Genomic DNA, 19,669 nt, shown 5'->3' on the forward strand with positions numbered 1-19,669 from the left:
ACCATGACGAACTGGCACCCTGGCGAGCGCCCGCCGGACGACGCGGCGGGCCTGCCCCTGCCCGTGCTGCCCGCCACCCCGGCGATGAGCGGCTATCAGGCGCTGCGCGACGTCCTGCAGAAGCTGAGCTTCCGTCACGCGGCCGACGCCCTCCGTGCCCCAGCGCCCCAGCAGTCGACGCAGGCCCTGTTCGGGACCCTGCCGAAGGCGGCGGCCGACGACGGGTTCCGCGTCCTCGACGGCCTGTGGCTCCCCGCCCGCGGCGGCCTGTGGCAGCGGGTCGACCGGGCGTACGTCCAGGACTGCGGCGCCCGGTGGATCGCCTCCAGCCATCCGCGCGCCATGGACGCGGCCGCCGTCGTGAACGTCCTGGAATCCGTCCTGCTCGAAGACCCGATGGGCCTGCGCCGCATCGTGCTGTGGGAACTGTGCTGCCGCCTGAGCGACGGCGCCGCTGAGCGGGGGGCCAAGGACGGGCGAGGGGCCACGACCGGGAAAGGCGCCAAGGACGGGCGAGGGGCCAAGGCCGCCTACCCGCCGCCATCCGCCGCGCACGCCGTGGCCCTCGGCGTCCACCGCAGCGAGGCCGACCTGCTCGTGGCCGCCATCACCGCCGTCCGTTTCCCCGCGGCCGGTGCCGCACGGCACGCCGCCGAGACCCTCCACGACATCTGGCCGGGCACCCGGCTGCGCGAGGCCGAGCGGCTCGCGCAGCTGATCCCTCCGGCGCCCACGGATCACGTACTGGCCGCGGCGCTCGGCACGCTCCACGCCCGGTCCGATGCGGTCCGTCAACTGACGCTCACCGCAGAGCAGTTGGCGGACCGGGGCGACCTCCGTGCCGCGGCGGCCGCCTGGCTCGGCGCGCTGCGGCAGGCCCGCGACGACGTGGACGCGCAGGCGGGCCTCCTGCGCGTGGCCGCGCTCCTGGCCGACGACCCCCTGGCCGCCGAGGAGTCGGAGGTGACGGCCGCCGTCGAGGACCGGACCGTACGGCTGTCCTGGCACGCCCCGGGCCACGGCCGGGACGCGGTGACGTACCGCGTGCTGCGGTACCTCGAAGACGCTCCCGAGCTCGCCGTCGAGGTGACGGAGGGCAACGCCGCCCGCACGGCGGTCGACCTCGACGCCCCCACCGGACGCCCCCTGCGCTACGCCGTGTTCCCGGTGCGCCGAGGCCGCATCGCCGGGGTGCCGCGCGTCACCCGGCAGGTACTGCTCACCCCTGACGTCTCGGAGCTGCGCGTCGAAGCGGTGCCGGACGGCGTGCGGCTGCGGTGGCGGCCCGACCCCTCGGCCCTGGAAGTCCATGTCGTGCGGAAGGCCGACGGCGACGACGGCCCCGGGCAGCGGGTGTTCTGCGAGCACGACCAGCTCCTGGACGCGCCGCTCGCCGTCGGCCCGTACGTCTACGAGGTCCGCTGCTGCTACTCGGGGCCCGCCGGCCGCCTGGTCAAGTCGCCGGGGCGCACCATCACCGCCCGCGTCGAGCGCTGGCCCTCACCGGTGGAGGAGCTCAGTGTGCGGCGCCTCGACGACGGCCGCGTCCGCATCGCGTGGCGGCCGCCGTCGCGCGGTGAGGGCCACCTGGTGCCGTGGTTCGCGCATCCCGTGCCGCCGGGCGCGGACGTGTCCGAGCACCTCGGCAGGCTGGCACCGCCCGCCGGCGCCCCGCCGACCTCCGTCGACGTGCTGCCGCCGCCCCGTGAGCGGCTGCGGATGACGGCGGTGAGCGTGCTCGGCGACCGCGCCGTCTCGGGGCCGAACGTAGTCGTCGAACACCAGGGGGAGGTACGGGACCTGGAGGTGCGGCGGGTGGCCGCCGACCGCGCGGAGCTTCGGTTCGCGTGGCCCGAGCCCGCCGTGCTCACGCTGATCTCCTGGGAGGACGGCGCGCGGGGCAGTGAGCGGCGCGTGGCGCGCAGCCAGCATGTCGCGGGGCAGGCCGTGGCGCTCCAGGTCTCCCCGGCGGAGTGCCGGTTCACCGTGACCGCGCTGCCACGCCCTGATGCCGTGGCCATCGGGGCGCCGTCGGCGCGGGCCGTGCTGCCCGCCGAGCCGCCACCGGCGCCGACACTCCCGCCGGTGGCCGCCCCCTGGTGGCGGACGTGGTGGCAGCGGTGGCGTTCGAAGCGAACGCCCGCCCCCTTCTAGCCCAGCACCTGCGCTTCTAGTCCCGCACCTCCGCCTCCGCCCCACCCCCGAACTCCAGGAGCAGACCCGCCCGCAGCGCGATCGTCCGGCCCGGCTCCACGTCCCGCACCGTCCCGTCGTCCTTCCGCGCGGTCCACACGTCCTTGGTGTGGTTGGTGAGTCCGAACCTGCCCCGGTTCTGGGGGTGTTCGGTCACCTCGCCCACGACGGCCCGGAAGTCGTGCCGGTCGGGGTACTCGACCAGGTGATGGGCGTAGACCCGCGCGCTCGGGGCGAGCCTGATGCCGCGCCGGGTGCGCGACGTCCCGGTGCCGGTGACCAGTTCGAGCCGCGGCGGAAGCACCAGCGTACGGCCGCACTTCCAGCAGTCGGGGGCCGCGCCGTCCGGCTGCGTGAGGTTCTGCTTGCCGCACGAGCCGCACTGGGTGATGGCGTCGAGGACCTGGCTCAGGGCGTCGCACCACTGCGACTCGCGCACCCGCTTGACCGGCGTCCGTACCCCCTCCGTGAAGGTACGGACGAACAGGTCGCGCAGGATCTGCGGCAGCGCGCCCCAGGTGGCCACCACGGTCGGCTGCTCGCCGGGCACGGGGCGGTTGCGGGCGTCGGAAGGGTCGTAGATGAAGACCGGGTCGGTGCCGTACAGACGCCGCTTGGCCGCCTCGTCCATGCAGCGGATCTGCAGGGCCTGCGCGCCGTTGAACGGGTGGTCGTTCATGAGGAGCAGGAAGAGCAGCACCGCGAGCGAGTGCAGGTCGGTCTGCGTGCCGGGCTGGGCCCCCTTGTCGCGGCGGACCAGTTCTGGCGCCATGAAGTCCATGGTCCCGGCGACGGCGGCGGACTCGCCCTCCACCACCGCGTTGTCGTTGTCGCACACCAGGACGTCCCCGGTGCGCGGGTCGAAGAAGATGTTGCCCCAGTTGATGTCGCGGTAGGCGATGCCCCTGGAGTGCAGCGACCGGTACGCCTCGACGGTGTGCAGCGCCACGGTGACCAGCGTGCGCATCGTCGCGGCGGACACCGAGGGGTCGCGGCGGAACAGCGCGGGCAGGTCCTGGAAGCGTCCGGGGCGTACGTCCATCAGATAGCCGAAGCCCGGCGCACCGCTCTTGGGGCCCTCCGGATCGAGGACTATGGCGGTGGGCCACAGGAAGCGGTCGTCGCTCCAGCCCCGCGCGATGAGCCCTTCGAGGATCTGGCGCTGGCGGGCGTCGGCCAGCTGCGGGTAGTACCACTTCAGCGCGCGATCGCCCTGCGGCGTCGTCACGCGGTAGACCTCGCCCTGGCCGCCGGAGCCGAAGAGCTCGGCGACCGTGACCTTCTCCCCCGACTCGGCCACCAGGGTCTTTCCGGCGGCGAGCATGCCGTTCACCATGCGGTTCCTTTCTCGGCTTCCTGTTCGGCTGAGCCATCGGCTGAGCCATCGACTGCGCTTTTGGGCTCAGCGGGTGCCGTGGCCGCGAGAGCGCCCACGAACGTCGTGTCGTCACCGGAGTACTTGGCGGCGCGCTCCAGCCAGTCCGCGAGCTGTGCCTGCACCGCGGGCACGCCCTGCCCCGCGGCGCGCTCGGTGACGCCGGTGGCGAAGTCCAGGAACCCCTGGTGGTCGGCGAAGCTCTTGGAGAGCCCGTCGGTGGAGATGAGCACGGCCGGCGGCGGGCCCGTGGTGAAGGGCTCCCAGTGCGACCGCATCTTGCGCCATGGCTCCGGCTCGCACAGCGAGTCCGTCTCGTCCCCCATGTCGGGCCCCGTCGAGAGCGGTGTGCGCGGGGTGCCGTCCGCGTCGACGAGGACGATGTCCCCGTCGCCCAACTGCCAGCAGAAGAGCATGTGTTCGGTGAGCACGGCACCGATGAGGGTGCTGCCGTACACGGCGAGGTCGGGCGCACCGCCGACCGCGCCCGGCAGCCGGAGTCCACCGTGCGCAGGGGAGTTCCAGTCGTGCAGCAGCGCGCGCTCGCGCCAGCGGTGCGCCACCTGCTGCGGCAGCCTGCGGGCCTCGGCGCGCAGGCCGGTCCAGCCCTTCGCGTCGTCGCCGACGCGCACCGCTTCCCGCGCGAAGCCCTCCGCGCACGCGGTGAACTCCTCGACGGCCCACCAGGATCCGAGGTCGCTGCGGAAGTGCGCGGCGGAACCGTGCCCGTCGGCCACCGTGAGCACCGCGGCGCGCCCCTGGGCCACGGAGAGGGTGCCGCAGCTGTCCTGGCTGTACTTCTTGCCGACTCCCTTGACGGTGGCGCCGAGGATGGCAAAGCCGCCGGTCGTGGCCCGTGTCCGTGCCGGTGTCGATGGCCCGCTCACCAGATGTCGTCTTCGTCGTCCTTGGTCAGCGGCGCCGGTCCGAGCGGGGACGCGGGCCTGGCGTCCTCGACCTTCGGCGTCGACGCGTCCTTCACGACGGCCGTCGACATCCAGCGGATGGCCGCGGCGAGCTGGCGGGGGTTCTTGGCCTGAAGGGGCTCGAGCTCCGGGTTGGCGAGGAACTCCTTGAGCATGCTCTTGTCCGCGTCGTCCCCGATGGCCACGGCGACCCGCACGGCACGCTTGCCCCACGGCGTCGCGTCGATCTCCCGCAGGCCCGCGCGCCAGTCGTCGGTGGGCTGACCGTCGGAGGCGAGCGCGAGCACCGGGGGCAGCGCGCGCTGCGGCATCGGCGGGGTCTGGAGCGCACCCGCGGCGAGCTTGAACGCCGCGCCCATGTCGGTGCCGCCGTACGTGTGCACGTCCTCCCAGGCGAAGCGGTCCACCGGGGTGGGCTCACTCACATGCCAACTGGCGCCGCTGGCAAAGGAGATGGCGCGTACGAGCAGGGAGGCGGCCGGGTTGGACTCGGCGGCCTGCTGCATCTCGGGGATGGCCTCGCGGATGGCGAAGTTCAGTTCGCCGATCTTGCCGTTCACGCCCATGGAGCCCGAACAGTCGAGCATCCAGATGAAGTGGACGGGGCGGTTGGCCATGCTGCCGCCGGGGAAATTGTCGGCGGCGGCATGGGCCTTGACGGTCACACTGGTGTCGCTGGTGTCGCTGGTGTTCCTCACGCTGGTCCTCTCGCGCGTCTGTGGATCGGTGGATCGGGAGGTCGGTGGCTCAGGAGGTCGGTGGCTCAGGAGGTCGATGGCTCGGGGGCGGTGGCTCGGGGCGGTGGCCCAGGTGTGCGGCCGGTCCGGGCTGCCGGGTCAGCGGCCGCGGTCAGGACCGTGGCCAGGGATGTGGCCAGGGCCGTGCCCAGGACCGGAGCCGGGTCTTGGTGGCCCTTGCGCCCCCGCCTGCCTGCTGCGCCAGGCGTTCCATTCCTGGACCCGCTGCGACCCCCGCCCGTGCGGCTGCCGGGCGATCTCCGTGGCGACCTGGCCGAGCGTCCAGGAGTCCAGGTACGGCACCACGGGAGCGAGGACGCGGGTGAGCAGCTCGTCGGCGACCCGCTGCCACTCCTTCGTGATCGGTTGCCCGTGGCGGGGGCGCCAGATGTTGTAGAACGCGGCGACATCGGCCGGTCGGCCCGGCAGTTCGCGGAACCGCCGCTCCCATGCGCCTTCGTCGAGGAACATCTCGCGATAGGGCCGCAGTACGTCTTCGCCCGTGCTCATCAGGAAGTCCAGGGCGGGACGGTGGCACAACTCGACGGGAGCCGCCAGGGCGAACCCCCGGCCGACCCAGGCACCGGTCCCTTCCCGCAGGACGGCACCGAGCCGCGCGGCCTGCTCGGACTGGACGCGCAGGCGCTCGACGGCGGTGCGCAGGGAGAGGTGCCCGTCGGCGAACTCGTACGACGTCATGAGGAGTTCGGCCGTGGCGCGCTGGAGCGCGGTCAGCTGACCCGTCGCCCGCAGGTCCCTCGCGAACTCGACCAGGTCGCGGTCGACCCGCTCCGGCGACCTGAGCAGGACGGCGAGCGGGACGGCGTATCCCGCCTCGACGAACAGCCGCGTCGGGCAGGTGCGGGCGAGCTCCGCCAGGTCGGCGGGGTCGGGCTGCTTGCCGCCCCACACGATCCGCCACAGCCACTTCAGCGTCACGGGGTCGGTCACCTTCCGGCCCGGCACCAGCTCCACGAGCGCGGCGAAGAGCCGGGCGCCCCGCAGGCAGTGCGGCTGCCGCTGGAAGCGGGCACCGGCCTCGGCGAGATGGAGCACGAGCGGCGCCTCGCCGGCCTCGACGCGCCGCCGGAGCCACTCCCCCTGGGGCGAGTTGGCGAAGTCGCGGAGCTTGCCCAGCTTGCCCTCGGTGAGTCCCCCGCCGAGCAGACTCAGGACCTGCCGGTTCAGCCCCGTGTGGCCGAGCGCCTCCAGGACCTCGACGGCCTCCGCGCACGCCCGCCGCCCGGGGTTGAGCAGCGCGTTGGCGAGCCGTTCCGTCGCCTTCTCCAGGCCGCGCCCGGCGCCCGCACCCAGGTCGAGCACCAGCCGCAGCCGTTCGGTCCAGGCGCCGATGGGTTCATGGAGGCTGCGCCGCAGGGTGTCGTCCGCGCGGCTGCCGAAGTCCCCGCACAGCCGCTGCCAGGCGTCGGCGTCCAGCGGGAGCCGCCGGCACGCGGCGAGGTCGGGCAGCGTGCCCTGCTGCTCGGCCACCGCCACGTAGTGCCGGACCAGGGCGAGGGCCAGCGGTTCGGCCGCCGCGGGGTCCTCGGCCCCGAGCGCGCGGCAGAGTCCGTACAGCTCGTCGACGAGAGGGCTGCCCGCATCCTCCTGCGCCACGGACGCCGCATGGGCGCGCACGACGTCCCGGCGGGTGTCGCCCGAAAGGGCCGCCAACTGCCGCATGTCGAGGGGCGGGTGGGTCAAGGCGAACGGGTCGTCGCCCTCGCACGGCGGCTCGGGCGGTGTCCCCTCGATCCACTGCCGGGCGGTCACCTCGGCCCATGGGTCGGGGATCGGGGTGCTTCCCTGGCCGCCGAGCCCGTCGTGCACGCGGTAGAAGTGGTCGAGCGTGGGCCCGTCGAACCGGTCGAAGTCCGCGTCGGGCCCGATGCCGAGGATCTGCTGCGGCGCTCTGCGCGGCTGCGCGGTCCAGGTGCTGAACGTCAGCGATGCGGCGTACGCGTCGGGCAGCGAGGCGCAGGCGAGGGCGATCCAGCAGGCCACGGTCTCGGGGGCGGACTCGGCGACGACGATCTGCCGCCCGGCCCGCTCGTCGAACAGACGGCGCACGTCGGCGAGGAAGGGTGCGACGCGGGGAGCGTGCGCGCGGGCGAAGACGACCAGCCCCTCGGGGGCGACGTCACCCAGGGTCAGGGACAGGGGCAGTTCATCGGTGCCGTCCGCGTACGCCACGTCGACGCGGTGCTCGGCGGGCGTGCTTCCGGGTGGCCCGGCCACGGTGTGGCACAGGAGCCCCGCGCCGTCCGGAAGCCTGCTGCGGCTGAGACCTTGACGCTGTCCGACGGCCAGCGCGAACGCCGCCAACTCCGGGGATTCGAGGGTGTGTTCCTTCTCCTGCTCCTGCGGTCCCGCCGGTGCGGGGATCAGACGGACGGCTCCGGTGTCCGGCTCCTCGTCGAGCCGGTAGCTGAGTCGGCGGATGGCCATGCCACATTCTGACCAACCGCATGCCCCGATCGCAGGCCGTCCGCCAAGTTTCCCCTCTTCACGGGGATTCACCCGGCTCCCCCGTGCCCCGCATCCGGTTGACGCCGTGCGCTCTTGCGGTACGGGGGAGTTGAGGCCACGGTGGTGCGCGGGCCGCCACCGAACGGCCCGTCTCCTGACGCTGACCCTGATCGGAGTCGACGTGGCCTCCTTCGCACTCCCCCATGTCCTGCTGGGCGACGGCCCGCACAAGGTGATCGCCGTGCACGGCTGGCTGGCCGACCGCTCGGCGTACGCGCCGGTGCTCGCGGACCTCGACCTCGCCTCGTTCCGGTACGCGGTGCCCGACCTGCGCGGGTACGGGGAGGCGAAGGACGCGGTCGGCGCGTACACGGCCTCCGAGGGGGCGGCCGATGTCGTCGCCCTGGCCGATCGCCTCGGCTGGGACCGGTTCTCGCTGATCGGCCACTCGATGGGCGCGAGCGTCGCCCAGCGGGTCCTCGCGATCGCCCCGCACCGGATCCGCAGGCTGGTCGGCGTCTCGCCCGTGCCCGCGTCCGGACTCGACCTCCCGCCCGAGCAGTGGGAGCTGTTCTCCGAGGCGGACCGGCTTCCGGAGAACCGCCGCGCGATCATCGACATCACCACCGGCGGGGTGCGGCCCGCGGCCTGGCTCGACCGCATGGTGGCGCGCTCGCTGGAGGTCAGCGACGCCAAGGCCTTCCGCACCTGGCTCGACTCCTGGGCGCGGGAGGACTTCCACGACCGGATCGAGGGCTCGACCGTGCCGGCGCTCGCGGTGGTCGGGGCCCTCGACCCCGCGCTCGGTGCGGATCTGATGCGCCGGACGTGGCTGCGCTGGTACGCGCGCGCCGAACTCACCGAACTCCCCGCGTCGGGCCACTACGCGATGGACGAGACGCCGCTCGCCCTCATCCGCGCGGTGGAGGACTTCTTGCGGGCGGACGGCGGGGGCAGCGGCGCGTCATGAACGCGGGCACCTCGTCCCGAGGCGGTGAAATCGCCGCGGTCCCCGACGTGTTCGACCCGCGGCAGTACGCGGCCGGGGTCCCGCACGACCGCTACCGCCTGCTCCGGGATCTGCACCCCGTCGCCTGGCAGGAGGAGCCACGGGTGCTCGACTGGCCGTCCGGACCCGGCTTCTGGGCGGTCACACGGCACGCGGACGTCGTCCGTGTCCTGCGGGACTCCACCACGTTCTCCTCGCACCTGGGCGCCACGCAGATCCGCGATCCCGCCCCGGACGACCTGCCGTTCATCCGCCGCATGATGCTCAACCAGGACCGCCCGGACCACGGCAGGCTGCGGCGCCTGGTCAGCCGGGCCTTCACGCCGAGGCGCGTGGAGCGCTTCGAGTCCCTGGTCCGCGACCGGGCCCGGACCCTGCTCGCGACGGCGGCGGACCGGGCCCGTGACGCCGACGGCACCTGCGATCTCGTCACCGCCGTCACCGACGACTACGCCCTGCTCAATCTCGCCGATCTCCTCGGCGTTCCCGAGAGCGACCGCGGCCTGCTCCTGCACTGGACGCAGCGCGTCATCGGCTACCAGGACCCCGACGAGGCGGGCGAGGCGGTCCGCGGCCCGGACGGCAGGCCGGTCGATCCGCGCTCACCCGCGATGCTGCGTGACATGTTCGCCTACGCGCAGGACCTGGCGGCACACAAGCGCCGCGCGCCCGCCGACATCATGACCACCCTCGCGACGGACCCCGAACTGACGGACCCGGAGCTGGAGATGTTCTTCTTCCTGCTCACCGTCGCGGGCAACGACACCGTGCGCGGCGCGGCGCCCGGCGGGCTGCTCGCGTTCGCCGAGCACCCGGACGCGTACCGCCGCTTCCACGCGGGCGACGCCACGACCGCCACGACCGTGGACGAACTCCTGCGCCATCACCCGCCCGTCCTCACGTTCCGCCGCACGGCCACCCGGGACACCACCCTGGCGGGCCGGGCGATTGGCGCCGGGGACAAGGTGGTCGTCTTCCACGCCTCCGCCAACCACGACGAACGCGTCTTCACGGACCCCCACCGCCTGGACCTGTCCCGCTCCCCCAACCCCCATGTCTCGTTCGGCGACGGACCGCACGTCTGTCTGGGCGCACACTTCGCCCGTCTCCAACTCTCCATCCTGTACGAGGAGTTCCGCGCCACACGGCCCACACCTCCCCAACTGGCGGGCCCGCCCAGGCGCCTGGTCTCCAATTTCATCAACGGTCTGAAGTCGGTGCCGGTACAGATGTAGACGCGGGTGCGGGCACGCGAACGGCCGCTCGGAGACATCGGATACGGTTCAAGATCCGCCCCGATGTCCTCCCCGCGCACCCGCGCGCGCCACCCCCGACGGAGACCCCGCATGCACGGCGCAGTCGCCCCCGAAGCCGAGGACGAGTACCACGACGACGTCTTCCCGAACGTCGACGCCCCCGACGACGGCACCCCCTGGCAGGCGCCCGCCGACCTCGAAGAGCACCTGTACGAACTGTGCGAGGCCGACGACGGGTACACATATCTGCGGGCGATAGCCATTACCGGCCTGTACCGCCCGGTGTCGGTGGCCGACATCGAGCCGGGCGCGACCGACCGCCCGGTCCTCACCGTCGAACTCCCCGACGGCCGCCGCATCGCACAGATGTACACCGTCGGACTGCTCCCCCGCCCGCACCCCGAGGTGGTGTACGAGTTCGTCACGCTCGGCACGCTCGCGGCCGAACTGCCGGACGACATAGACATCTTGGTGGTCAACGCGGCCACGCCCTGCCAGCAGTTCTACCTGACGACCGAGGAGGAGCGGGACGTCTGGGCGGACCTGCACGCGGACCACTACGTCGACGGCCGCCTGCACGACCGCATCGACACGCGCCGCACCGGCGCCCCCGAATCCCCGGTCCTCCTGCACGGCCTGGCCTGTGGCGCCCATCTCTGCTTCGCCAACGGCGACGCCTGGAACACCCTCGACTGGCACGGCGCGGGCCACAACTCCGAGGTCGAGCGCCTTGCGGAGTGGTGGGGCGTGCACAGCCGCGAGGACTGGCTAGGCACGCAGGAGCGGCTCCTGAGCCGTGAAGTCAGCCCGTGGTACTGGGACTTCGTGCTCGGCGCCCGTACGTCGCTGATCGAGCAGTTCGGCCCGCGCGTCGACGCCGAGCTGTGGCGCCAGTGCGTGGAGGTGACGATCCGCAACCGCATGGCCGAGAGCGGCGGGCCCGAATCGGCGCACAAGCCGGGCGACGACCCCGAGCTGGACGACTTCGTCGCGGCGCTGCGCGGTCTCGTCGGGAAGGTCATCCGCTACGAGTCCCGGTTCCGCGCCGACGATCTCCTGCCGCCCGACGGCCATGTCCGCACCGTCGCGGCCTGGGACATCGGCCGCGCGTCGAAGATGGCCCGCTGGGGCCGGGGCGCGCGGTACGCGTCCCACGCGGAGCTGGAGAGGGCGATCGAGCGCGCGAGCCGCGAGGCACGGTCGTCGTACACGTCGTGGGAGGAGTTCTCCGCGGGTTACGTACTCGGCCGCTGCCTCCACTTCGACGAGGAGCAGTTCGGCGACTGGTACACGACGGTGCTCCAGGCCCATCGCGAGCTGGTCTCGGATCCGGACAGCCCGTGGCTGACGGTGCCGTTCGCATGATCCGGTGACCCTCTGACCCGGTGACCCTCCGCCGCCGAGCGTGACCACTCCGCTCACCTGAGCACCCCGCATCACAATCTGGTCTCACTGCCCCTCCAGGGTCTTGCCACCCACCCGTGTAATCGATTCCAATCCTCCGTGTAATCGATTCCACAAGGAGGTGGACCGGCGATGGCGAGCATCAAGGACGTCGCGGCCGAGGCAGGCGTATCCGTCGCCACGGTCTCGCGCGTCCTGAACGATCACCCCTCGGTCAGCCCGGCCGCGCGGGCCCGCGTGCTCGCCGCGACGGAGAGCCTCGGCTACCGCCCCAACGCCGTCGCCCGCTCGCTGCGCACCGACCGGACCCGCACTCTCGGCCTGGTCATCAGCGACGTGCTGAACCCGTACTTCACGGCCCTGGCCCGCTCCGTCGAGGAGGCGGCCCGCACACTCGGCTACAGCGTGATCATCGGCAACGCCGACGAGCGGCCCGAGCTCCAGGACCACCACGTCCGCACGCTCCTCGACCGCCGGATCGACGGGCTCCTGGTCTCCCCCACCGACGGCGGCTCCCCGCTGATGCTCGACACCGCGCGCTCCAGCACCCCGATGGTCTTCGTGGACCGCTGGATCCCGGGCGTGGACGTCCCCGTCGTCCGCGCCGACGGCCGCGCGGCCGTCCGTGACCTGGTCGCCCACCTGCACGGCATCGGCCACCGCAGGCTCGCGATCATCGCCGGGCCCGCGGCCACCACCACGGGCAGTGAGCGCGTCGAGGCCTTCCGTGAGGCGCTCGGGGCGTACGGGCTGCCCCTGCCCGACGACCACATCGGGCAGGGCGACTTCCAGGCCGACAGCGGGCGCCGGGCCACCGAGCGGTTCCTCGCGCTGCCCGAGCCGCCCCACGTCATCTTCGCCGCGGACAACCTGATGGCGCTCGGCGCGCTCGACGCGATCCGCGCGCGCGGCCTGAGCGTCCCGCACGACATCGGGCTCGCCGCCTTCGACGACATCCCGTGGTTCGTGCACACCGATCCGCCGATCACCGCCATCGCCCAGCCGACCGGCGATCTGGGCCGGGCCGCCGTGCAGGCCCTGGTCGACCTGATCGAGGGCAGAAGCCCGCGGTCCGTCACCCTGCCCGCACGTCTCGTCGTACGCCGCTCCTGCGGCGAGTCCCCCACCGACCAGAGGAGCACCACGTGAGCAACCAGGACGAGTTGCCGCGCGCCACAGAGCACGACGCGGCCGAACTGCTGCGGATCGAAGGCATACGCAAGACCTTCCCCGGCGTCGTCGCGCTCGACTCCGTGGACTTCGACCTCCGCCGCGGCGAGGTGCACGTCCTGCTCGGCGAGAACGGCGCGGGCAAGAGCACGCTCATCAAGATGCTCTCCGGCGCCTACCGCCCCGACAGCGGCCGCATCCTCGTGGACGGGAAGGAGACCCGCATCCACGGGGCTCAGGACGCCGAGCGGCTCGGCATCGCCACGATCTACCAGGAGTTCAACCTCGTACCCGACCTCACCGTCGCCGAGAACATCTTCCTGGGCCGCCAGCCCCGCCGCTTCGGGATGATCGACCGGAAGGCGATGGAGGAGGCCGCCGAGAAGCTCCTGAAGCGCGTCGGCGTCCAGGTGTCGCCGCGCGCCAAGGTGCGCGAACTGGGCATCGCCCGGCTCCAGATGGTGGAGATCGCCAAGGCGCTCAGCCTTCAGGCCCGCGTCCTGATCATGGACGAGCCGACGGCCGTCCTGACGAGCGAGGAGGTCGACAAACTCTTCGCGATCGTGCGGCAGTTGCGCGCGGACGGCGTCGGCGTCGTCTTCATCACCCACCACCTGGAGGAGATCGCGGCGCTCGGCGACCGCGTCACCGTCCTGCGCGACGGCCGCAGCGTCGACCAGGTGCCCGCGTCGACCCCGGAGGACGAGCTCGTCCGCCTGATGGTGGGCCGGAGCATCGAGCAGCAGTACCCGCGCGAACGCCCGGACACCGGGGGCGCGTTGCTCACCGTGCAGGGCCTGACCCGCGAGGGCGTCTTCCGCGACGTCAGCTTCGAGGTGCGGGCCGGTGAGGTCGTCGGCCTCGCGGGGCTCGTCGGCGCGGGACGGACCGAGGTGGCGCGCGCCGTCTTCGGCGCCGATCCGTACGACGCGGGCTCCGTCGACGTACGCGGTGAGCGGCTGCCCCGGCATGACGTGATCGCCGCGATGGGCGCGGGCATCGGCCTCGTACCGGAGGACCGCAAGGGGCAGGGGCTCCTGCTCGACGCCTCCGTGCAGGAGAACCTCGGTCTGGTGACGCTGCGTTCGGCGACCCGGTCCGGGCTCGTGGACCTCAAGGGGCAGCGCGTGGCGGCGGCCCGGATCGCCGAGCAGCTGGGCGTGCGGATGGCCGGGATCGGCCAGCACGTGCGCACGCTGTCCGGCGGCAACCAGCAGAAGGTCGTCATCGGCAAGTGGCTGCTCGCCGACACCAAGGTCCTGATCCTCGACGAGCCGACGCGCGGCATCGACGTGGGCGCGAAGGTCGAGATCTACCAACTCATCAACGAACTGACGGCCTCGGGCCACGCGGTCCTGATGATCTCCAGCGATCTGCCCGAGGTCCTCGGCATGAGCGACCGCGTGCTCGTCATGGCGCAGGGCCGCATCGCGGGCGAACTCGCGGCGGACGACGCGACACAGGACGCGGTGATGGCACTCGCCGTCAGCAGTCCGGCAGTTCAGGCAGCAGTCGAGAACGGAACAACCGAAGGGGAGGCCTCCCGTGGCCACTGAAACGCTGAAGAGCAACGCGGGTGGCGCCACCGGTCTGCGCCGCGTGCTGCTCGACAACGGCGCCCTGAGCGCCCTGGTCGTCCTCCTGGTGGCGATGTCGCTGCTCTCGGGCGACTTCCTCACCACCCAAAACCTGCTCAACGTGGGCGTGCAGGCCGCCGTCACGGCGATCCTGGCGTTCGGCGTCACCTTCGTCATCGTCTCGGCGGGCATCGACCTGTCGGTCGGTTCGGTGGCCGCGCTCTCGGCCACCGTCCTTGCCTGGACGGCGACTTCGCAGGGCCTTCCGGTCTGGCTGGCGATCATCTTCGCCGTCGGCACCGGCATAGCGTGCGGTTTCGTCAACGGCCTGCTCGTCTCGTACGGCAAACTCCCGCCGTTCATCGCGACGTTGGCGATGCTCTCGGTGGCCCGCGGCCTCTCCCTGGTCATCTCGCAGGGCAGCCCGATCCCGTTCCCCGACTCGGTCTCCAACCTCGGTGACACGATCGGCGGCTGGCTGCCGGTCCCGGTCATCGTGATGATCGTGATGGGGCTCGTCACCGCGCTGATCCTGGCCCGTACGTACATCGGCCGCTCCATGTACGCGATCGGCGGCAACGAAGAGGCCGCCCGCCTCTCCGGCCTGCGCGTCAAGCGGCAGAAGCTCGTCATCTACGGCCTGTCCGGCCTCTTCGCCGCCGTCGCGGGCATCGTCCTGGCGTCCCGTCTGGTCTCCGCGCAGCCGCAGGCCGCGCAGGGTTACGAGCTGGACGCGATCGCCGCGGTCGTCATCGGCGGCGCGAGCCTCGCGGGCGGTGTCGGCAAGGCGTCGGGCACCCTGATCGGCGCACTGATCCTCGCGGTCCTGCGCAACGGCCTCAACCTGCTCTCCGTGTCCGCCTTCTGGCAGCAGGTCGTGATCGGCGTCGTCATCGCGCTCGCGGTCCTGCTCGATACGTTGCGCAGGAAGGCGGGGGCGACTCCTGGAGCCTCCACCGGCGCAGCGGCCGGGGGCGGCAAGAAGGGGCCGCAGGTCCTGAAGCTCGGGATCGCCGCCGTGCTCGTGGCGGCCGTGATCGGCGCCGTCTCCTTCTTCAACAACGGTTCGTCCGGTACGTCGACGAAGATCGGCATGTCGCTCTCCACTCTCAACAACCCCTTCTTCGTCCAGATGAAGGAGGGCGCGCAGGCGGAGGCCAAGAAGGCCGGGATCGACCTGACGGTCACGGACGCGCAGAACGACGCGTCGCAGCAGACCAACCAGTTGCAGAACTTCACCGGCGAAGGCATGAAGTCGATCATCGTCAACCCGGTCGACTCGGACGCGGTGGGCCCGGCGGTGCGCGGCGCCAACAAGTCCGACATCCCGGTGATCGCCGCCGACCGCGGCGTGAACAAGGCGAAGGCGGCGACCCTCGTCGCCTCCGACAACGTCGCGGGCGGCAAGCTGGCAGCGAAGACCCTCGCGGAGAAGCTGGGCGGCAAGGGCAAGATCGTCACGCTCCAGGGCGTCGCCGGCACCTCGGCGAGCCGTGAGCGCGGCAAGGGCTTCGCCGAGGGCATCAAGGAGTACCCCGGCATCAAGGTCGTCGCCTCCCAGCCCGCGGACTTCGACCGCACCAAGGGCCTTGACGTCATGACGAACCTGATCCAGTCCAACCCCGGCATCGACGGCGTCTTCGCCGAGAACGACGAGATGGCCCTCGGCGCAGCCAAGGCGCTCGGCGGCAAGGCGGGCAAGTCGGTCTCGGTGGTCGGCTTCGACGGAACTCCCGACGGTCTCAAGGCAGTTGAGGCGGGCACGCTGTACGCGTCCGTGGCGCAGCAGCCGAAGGAGCTGGGCAGGATCGCCGTGCGGAACGCGGTGAAGGCGGTGCGCGGCAAGGACGTCGAGTCGATGGTGAAGGTCCCGGTGAAGGTGGTCACGAAGAAGAACGTGGCCGACTTCTCCTGAAGCCCACCCCCGGGGCACGCAGCCCCGCCGTCGCCGTCACCCCGTACGAGCAGGAGCTGGATCCACAGATGCACGACCACGACCGCGACCACGACGACGCCACGTACGACCTCCTGGTCGTCGGGTCGGCCAACGCCGACCTGGTGATCGGCGTCGAGCGCCGCCCCGCCCCCGGCGAGACGGTCCTCGGCTCCGACCTCGCCACGCATCCCGGTGGCAAGGGCGCCAACCAGTCGGTCGCGGCGGCCCGCCTGGGCGCCCGCACCGCCCTGCTCGCGCGGGTCGGCGACGACGCCCACGGCCGGCTCCTGCTCGCATCGCAGCGCGCGGCGGGCGCGGACACGGTCGGCGTCCTGGTCGGCGGGGCGCCCACGGGCGTCGCGCTGATCACCGTCGACCCGTCGGGCGACAACAGCATCGTGGTCTCGCCGGGCGCCAACGCCCGGCTGACCCCCGAGGACATCCGCGCGGCGGGCAGCCTGCTCGCCGCGTCCCGGGTGATCTCGACCCAGCTGGAGATCCCGATCGAGACGGTCACGGAGGTGGTACGCACCCTGCCGGCGGCCACCCGCTTCGTCCTCAACCCGTCGCCTCCGGCGCCCGTGCCCTCCGAAGTCCTCGCCGCCTGCGACCCGTTGGTGGTGAACGAACACGAGGCGCGCTACATCCTGGGCGACGACGCGTCCGCCACGGACTCCCCCGCCGACTGGGCGCGCGCGTTGCTGGCCCTCGGCCCCCGCTCGGTGGTGATCACCCTGGGCGCCGAGGGAGCGCTGACGGCGGACGGCGACAGCTCCCCCGTCGCCGTCCCCAGCCCGAAGGTGGACGCCGTGGACACGACCGGCGCGGGCGACGCGTTCACGGCGGCCCTGGCTTGGCGCCTCGGCCTGGGCGACGACCTCCCCACGGCGGCGGCGTACGCGGCGCGCGTCGGGGCGGCGTCGGTCACCCGGCGGGGCGCGCAGGAGTCGTACCCCACGTCCGACGAGGTCGAGGCCGAGCCCGAGGCCGAGACCGAGGTGCCGTCCGCATGAAGAAGACCGGCATCCTCAACCGCCATCTCTCCGGCGCCCTGGCCGAGTTGGGCCACGGGGACACGGTCCTGATCTGCGACGCGGGCATGCCCATACCGCCGGGGCCGCGCGTCGTCGACCTGGCGTTCCGCGCGGGCGTCCCGTCCTTCGCCGAGGTCCTTGACGGGCTGCTCGCCGAGCTGGTGACGGAGGGCGGCACGGCGGCGGCCGAGGTCCGCGATTCGAACCCGGCGACGGCCGCGCTCCTGGCCTCCCGCGTCACGCCTCTCACTCTGATCCCGCACGAGGAGCTCAAGCTGCGCACGGCGAAGGCCCGCCTGGTGGTGCGCACCGGCGAGGCCACTCCGTACGCGAACGTGCTGCTGCGGTGCGGGGTGTTCTTCTAGCTCCGTGTTCTTCTAGCCCCGGGCCGTTCTAGCCACGGGCCCTTCCCCCACCCCCGGGGAAACTCAGCGTCCGGTACACCGTCACCCCGCCCGCGAGCTCCCCGCACGCCTGCGCCGCCGCACTGACGCGCTGCGTGTACGAGGGGTCGCCGGTGTCGAGGAGGATGCCGAGCGTCGTGCCGCTGTGCGCGACGGCGACGCCCAGGCCGCCGACCTCCCGGCAGATCTCCCGCATCGGCTCCAACGACCATTTGTCGCGCAGGAGTTGGTTCATCTGGGCACTGCGGGTCGCGACCCTGCCGACCTCCGCCAGGTCGCGGCGGCGGACGGCGCAGGCGAGGCGGTCGAGCAGGCGCGCGTACTCGTGACGGTCGGCCAGGGTGAATGGCTTGGGGATGCGGTTGAAGTCGACCGTGTCGACCGAACCGCCCTCGTCGATCCCCACCACGGCCATGACCGGGAGTGATCCAAGGACCCCGCGCAGGCGCACGGTGCGGTGGTGGAAGGCGACGATCGCGGGGTAGAGCACCCCGTCCGTGGGCTCGATGTCCGCGAGCAGCCGCTCGATCCGGGACGGCGGCATCTCGACCCGCAGCGCCTGCCCGACCGCCCGCGCGGTCGCGACCAGGTCGGCCGACGAGCTCGCCAGGCCCTTGCCCTCGGGGATGACGCTGTTGACGTGGAGGGTTCCTCCCACGGCCGGAACTCCGGTCTGACGCTCGGCCAACTCACCGATCGTACGGGCGAGTCTGAGCGCCTTGGTCTTCCCGGCGGGACGCACCACTACGTCTTCGAGGCCGGGCTCCCGCCGATAGGTGGCCATCGTCCACCGCGCGACGGGCAACGTCACCAGGAAGTCCCCGTCCTCCTCCGGCAGCACGCCCTGAAGCAGCTCGCCGAAGGTCCCGAAGGCGGTGCCCACTCCGGTTCCGGCCACTCCCGCGTCCGGCCCCGCACCCGGCCTCCCGCCCGCCGGGCGGGGCCGCGGTCCGACCTCCTGGGACAGCTTCACGGGTCTCCTCTCGTCGTCCGGCATCCCCTGCGGACCCACAGGCTGCCACAGCCCTAACCGTCTTGACAATCATTTTCATCTAGTGTGATGCTCTCGGCTCGGCGACCGAACACAGGGGGCAGAGGGCAGACATGCACGACCACATAGCCGAAGCGGTGAAGAAACCCGATCTCATATCCCTGGAGCCGGACTTGGTCTGTCTCCGATTCGAGACGATGAAGATCTATTCGGCTCTGGGAGCAGTCCGTCACCTGCTGGATTCAGGTGCCGTGAAACCCGGCGACACCCTCATCGACAGTTCCAGCGGCATCTACGCACAGGCCCTGGCTCTCGCCTGTCACCGCTACGGAATGAAATGCCACATCGTGGGTTCCACGACCGTGGACCGCACCCTGCGCATCCAGCTGGAGATACTCGGCGCCACGCTGGAACAGGTGCGGCCGTCCAAGAATCTCCGGCTCGACCAGGAGCTGAGAGTGCGGCGCATCGCCGAGATACTCGAGGCGAATCCGTCGTACCACTGGATGCGGCAGTACCACGACAGCATTCATTACCTCGGATACCGCGATGTGGCCCAGACCATCGAGGCCGAGGTCCCCGAAGGGCCGCTCGCCCTGGTGGGCGGGGTCGGCTCCGGGGCGTCGACCGGCGCCATCGCCGGATATCTGCGGGACGCGGGCCGCGACGTGTCGCTCGTCGGCGTGCAGCCCTTCGGCAGCGTCACCTTCGGCTCGGAGCACGTGGCCGACCCCGACATGATCATCGCCGGGATCGGCAGCGCCATCGAATTCAGGAATGTCAGGCACAAGGCCTACGACCGCGTGCACTGGGTGAATTTCGACTGCGCGGTGTCCGGCGCGGTCTCGCTTCTCAGGACCAGCGGCATCTTCGCCGGGCTTTCCACCGGGGCCGCCTATCTGACCACTTTGTGGGAAAAGCGCCGCGACGACTCCCGTACGTACGTCTTCATCGCGGCGGACACGGGCCACCGCTATGTCGAGAGCGCTTACGCGCAACACGCCAAGGCACCGGACATCGACACCTTGAAGCCGCACGAGATCACCTCGCTCGACGAGCTGAGGCACCCCTGGTCGACCACTTCCTGGCCCGACCTTCCCTGACCGCGTCACCACCGCATGCCGCCTCACCACCGCGTACGGCCTCACCACCGCGTACCGCGTCCACCACCACTCTGAAAGCACTCCA

Annotated in this window: 15 protein-coding genes; 10 read left to right on the forward strand and 5 right to left on the reverse strand. The window is 72.1% G+C overall.

All coding sequences use genetic code 11. The annotated features are described in order from the left end of the window. The first annotated feature begins 3 nt into the window (after positions 1-3). Positions 4-2,154 carry a hypothetical protein gene (locus tag M4V62_RS11025; RefSeq protein WP_249587071.1) on the forward strand — a complete coding sequence of 717 codons (2,151 nt, stop codon included), beginning with the start codon at positions 4-6 and terminating at the stop codon, positions 2,152-2,154. A 16-nt stretch (positions 2,155-2,170) separates the two neighbouring features. Here the strand turns inward: M4V62_RS11025 and M4V62_RS11030 are convergent, their stop codons facing one another. The 4 genes from M4V62_RS11030 to M4V62_RS11045 form a co-directional block, all read right to left on the reverse strand. After that, the gene (locus M4V62_RS11030) at positions 2,171-3,529 is read right to left on the reverse strand and encodes a serine/threonine protein kinase (RefSeq protein ID WP_249587072.1); all 1,359 of its coding nucleotides are present in this window, start codon (positions 3,527-3,529) and stop codon (positions 2,171-2,173) included. After that, on the reverse strand, positions 3,523-4,455 hold the full coding sequence (locus M4V62_RS11035; protein WP_249587073.1) for a PP2C family serine/threonine-protein phosphatase: 933 nt from the start codon (positions 4,453-4,455) through the stop codon (positions 3,523-3,525). Before M4V62_RS11035 ends, M4V62_RS11030 begins: the two co-directional genes overlap by 7 nt. Then, positions 4,452-5,111: a vWA domain-containing protein gene (locus M4V62_RS11040; RefSeq protein WP_249592785.1), complete on the reverse strand. Its 660-nt coding sequence runs from the start codon at positions 5,109-5,111 to the stop codon at positions 4,452-4,454. The genes M4V62_RS11035 and M4V62_RS11040 overlap by 4 nt, the downstream gene beginning before the upstream one ends. 219 nt (positions 5,112-5,330) lie before the next feature. Further along, positions 5,331-7,679 (reverse strand): GTPase-associated protein 1-related protein, encoded by a 2,349-nt coding sequence (locus M4V62_RS11045; RefSeq protein WP_249587074.1) that lies wholly within the window; start codon positions 7,677-7,679, stop codon positions 5,331-5,333. Positions 7,680-7,881: 202 nt separating this feature from the next. On the opposite strand from M4V62_RS11045, the gene M4V62_RS11050 reads away from it, so the two are divergent. From M4V62_RS11050 to rbsD, 8 genes are all read left to right on the forward strand, one after another. Further along, entirely contained in the window at positions 7,882-8,670 is a 789-nt protein-coding gene (locus M4V62_RS11050; protein ID WP_249587075.1) for an alpha/beta fold hydrolase, read from the forward strand. Continuing rightward, positions 8,667-9,944, forward strand: coding sequence for a cytochrome P450 (locus M4V62_RS11055; RefSeq protein WP_249587076.1), 1,278 nt, complete (start codon positions 8,667-8,669; stop codon positions 9,942-9,944). Before M4V62_RS11050 ends, M4V62_RS11055 begins: the two co-directional genes overlap by 4 nt. A gap of 111 nt (positions 9,945-10,055) precedes the next feature. Continuing rightward, on the forward strand, positions 10,056-11,330 hold the full coding sequence (locus tag M4V62_RS11060) for a DUF1266 domain-containing protein (RefSeq protein WP_249587077.1): 1,275 nt from the start codon (positions 10,056-10,058) through the stop codon (positions 11,328-11,330). A 171-nt stretch (positions 11,331-11,501) separates the two neighbouring features. Next, positions 11,502-12,518 carry a LacI family DNA-binding transcriptional regulator gene (locus M4V62_RS11065; protein WP_249587078.1) on the forward strand — a complete coding sequence of 339 codons (1,017 nt, stop codon included), beginning with the start codon at positions 11,502-11,504 and terminating at the stop codon, positions 12,516-12,518. Continuing rightward, positions 12,515-14,095 (forward strand): sugar ABC transporter ATP-binding protein, encoded by a 1,581-nt coding sequence (locus M4V62_RS11070; RefSeq protein WP_249587079.1) that lies wholly within the window; start codon positions 12,515-12,517, stop codon positions 14,093-14,095. Before M4V62_RS11065 ends, M4V62_RS11070 begins: the two co-directional genes overlap by 4 nt. After that, on the forward strand, positions 14,085-16,031 hold the full coding sequence (locus M4V62_RS11075) for an ABC transporter permease/substrate-binding protein (protein ID WP_249587080.1): 1,947 nt from the start codon (positions 14,085-14,087) through the stop codon (positions 16,029-16,031). The genes M4V62_RS11070 and M4V62_RS11075 overlap by 11 nt, the downstream gene beginning before the upstream one ends. A gap of 68 nt (positions 16,032-16,099) precedes the next feature. Next, positions 16,100-17,065, forward strand: a complete 966-nt coding sequence (locus M4V62_RS11080; protein ID WP_249587081.1) for a ribokinase — start codon at positions 16,100-16,102, stop codon at positions 17,063-17,065. After that, the gene (gene rbsD / locus M4V62_RS11085) at positions 17,062-17,451 is read left to right on the forward strand and encodes a D-ribose pyranase (protein WP_249587082.1); all 390 of its coding nucleotides are present in this window, start codon (positions 17,062-17,064) and stop codon (positions 17,449-17,451) included. Before M4V62_RS11080 ends, rbsD begins: the two co-directional genes overlap by 4 nt. A gap of 28 nt (positions 17,452-17,479) precedes the next feature. Here the strand turns inward: rbsD and M4V62_RS11090 are convergent, their stop codons facing one another. After that, positions 17,480-18,373 carry a GHMP family kinase ATP-binding protein gene (locus M4V62_RS11090; RefSeq protein WP_249592786.1) on the reverse strand — a complete coding sequence of 298 codons (894 nt, stop codon included), beginning with the start codon at positions 18,371-18,373 and terminating at the stop codon, positions 17,480-17,482. Between the two features lie 221 nt (positions 18,374-18,594). Here M4V62_RS11090 and M4V62_RS11095 point away from each other — a divergent pair, with 221 nt between their 5' ends. After that, the gene (locus M4V62_RS11095) at positions 18,595-19,584 is read left to right on the forward strand and encodes a pyridoxal-phosphate dependent enzyme (RefSeq protein ID WP_249587083.1); all 990 of its coding nucleotides are present in this window, start codon (positions 18,595-18,597) and stop codon (positions 19,582-19,584) included. The last annotated feature ends 85 nt before the right edge of the window (positions 19,585-19,669 follow it).

Source organism: Streptomyces durmitorensis, from assembly GCF_023498005.1.
GTDB classification, from domain to species: Bacteria; Actinomycetota; Actinomycetes; order Streptomycetales; family Streptomycetaceae; genus Streptomyces; species Streptomyces durmitorensis.

What these genes read in the sequence shown, in the direction of transcription:
- M4V62_RS11025 (WP_249587071.1), top strand. Translation starts at nt 4, where the DNA reads ATGACGAACTGGCACCCTGGCGAGCGCCCGCCGGACGACGCGGCGGGC.
- M4V62_RS11030 (WP_249587072.1), bottom strand. Translation starts at nt 3,529, where the DNA reads ATGGTGAACGGCATGCTCGCCGCCGGAAAGACCCTGGTGGCCGAGTCG.
- M4V62_RS11040 (WP_249592785.1), bottom strand. Translation starts at nt 5,111, where the DNA reads ATGGCCAACCGCCCCGTCCACTTCATCTGGATGCTCGACTGTTCGGGC.
- M4V62_RS11045 (WP_249587074.1), bottom strand. Translation starts at nt 7,679, where the DNA reads ATGGCCATCCGCCGACTCAGCTACCGGCTCGACGAGGAGCCGGACACC.
- M4V62_RS11055 (WP_249587076.1), top strand. Translation starts at nt 8,667, where the DNA reads ATGAACGCGGGCACCTCGTCCCGAGGCGGTGAAATCGCCGCGGTCCCC.
- M4V62_RS11060 (WP_249587077.1), top strand. Translation starts at nt 10,056, where the DNA reads ATGCACGGCGCAGTCGCCCCCGAAGCCGAGGACGAGTACCACGACGAC.
- M4V62_RS11065 (WP_249587078.1), top strand. Translation starts at nt 11,502, where the DNA reads ATGGCGAGCATCAAGGACGTCGCGGCCGAGGCAGGCGTATCCGTCGCC.
- M4V62_RS11080 (WP_249587081.1), top strand. Translation starts at nt 16,100, where the DNA reads ATGCACGACCACGACCGCGACCACGACGACGCCACGTACGACCTCCTG.
- rbsD (WP_249587082.1), top strand. Translation starts at nt 17,062, where the DNA reads ATGAAGAAGACCGGCATCCTCAACCGCCATCTCTCCGGCGCCCTGGCC.
- M4V62_RS11095 (WP_249587083.1), top strand. Translation starts at nt 18,595, where the DNA reads ATGCACGACCACATAGCCGAAGCGGTGAAGAAACCCGATCTCATATCC.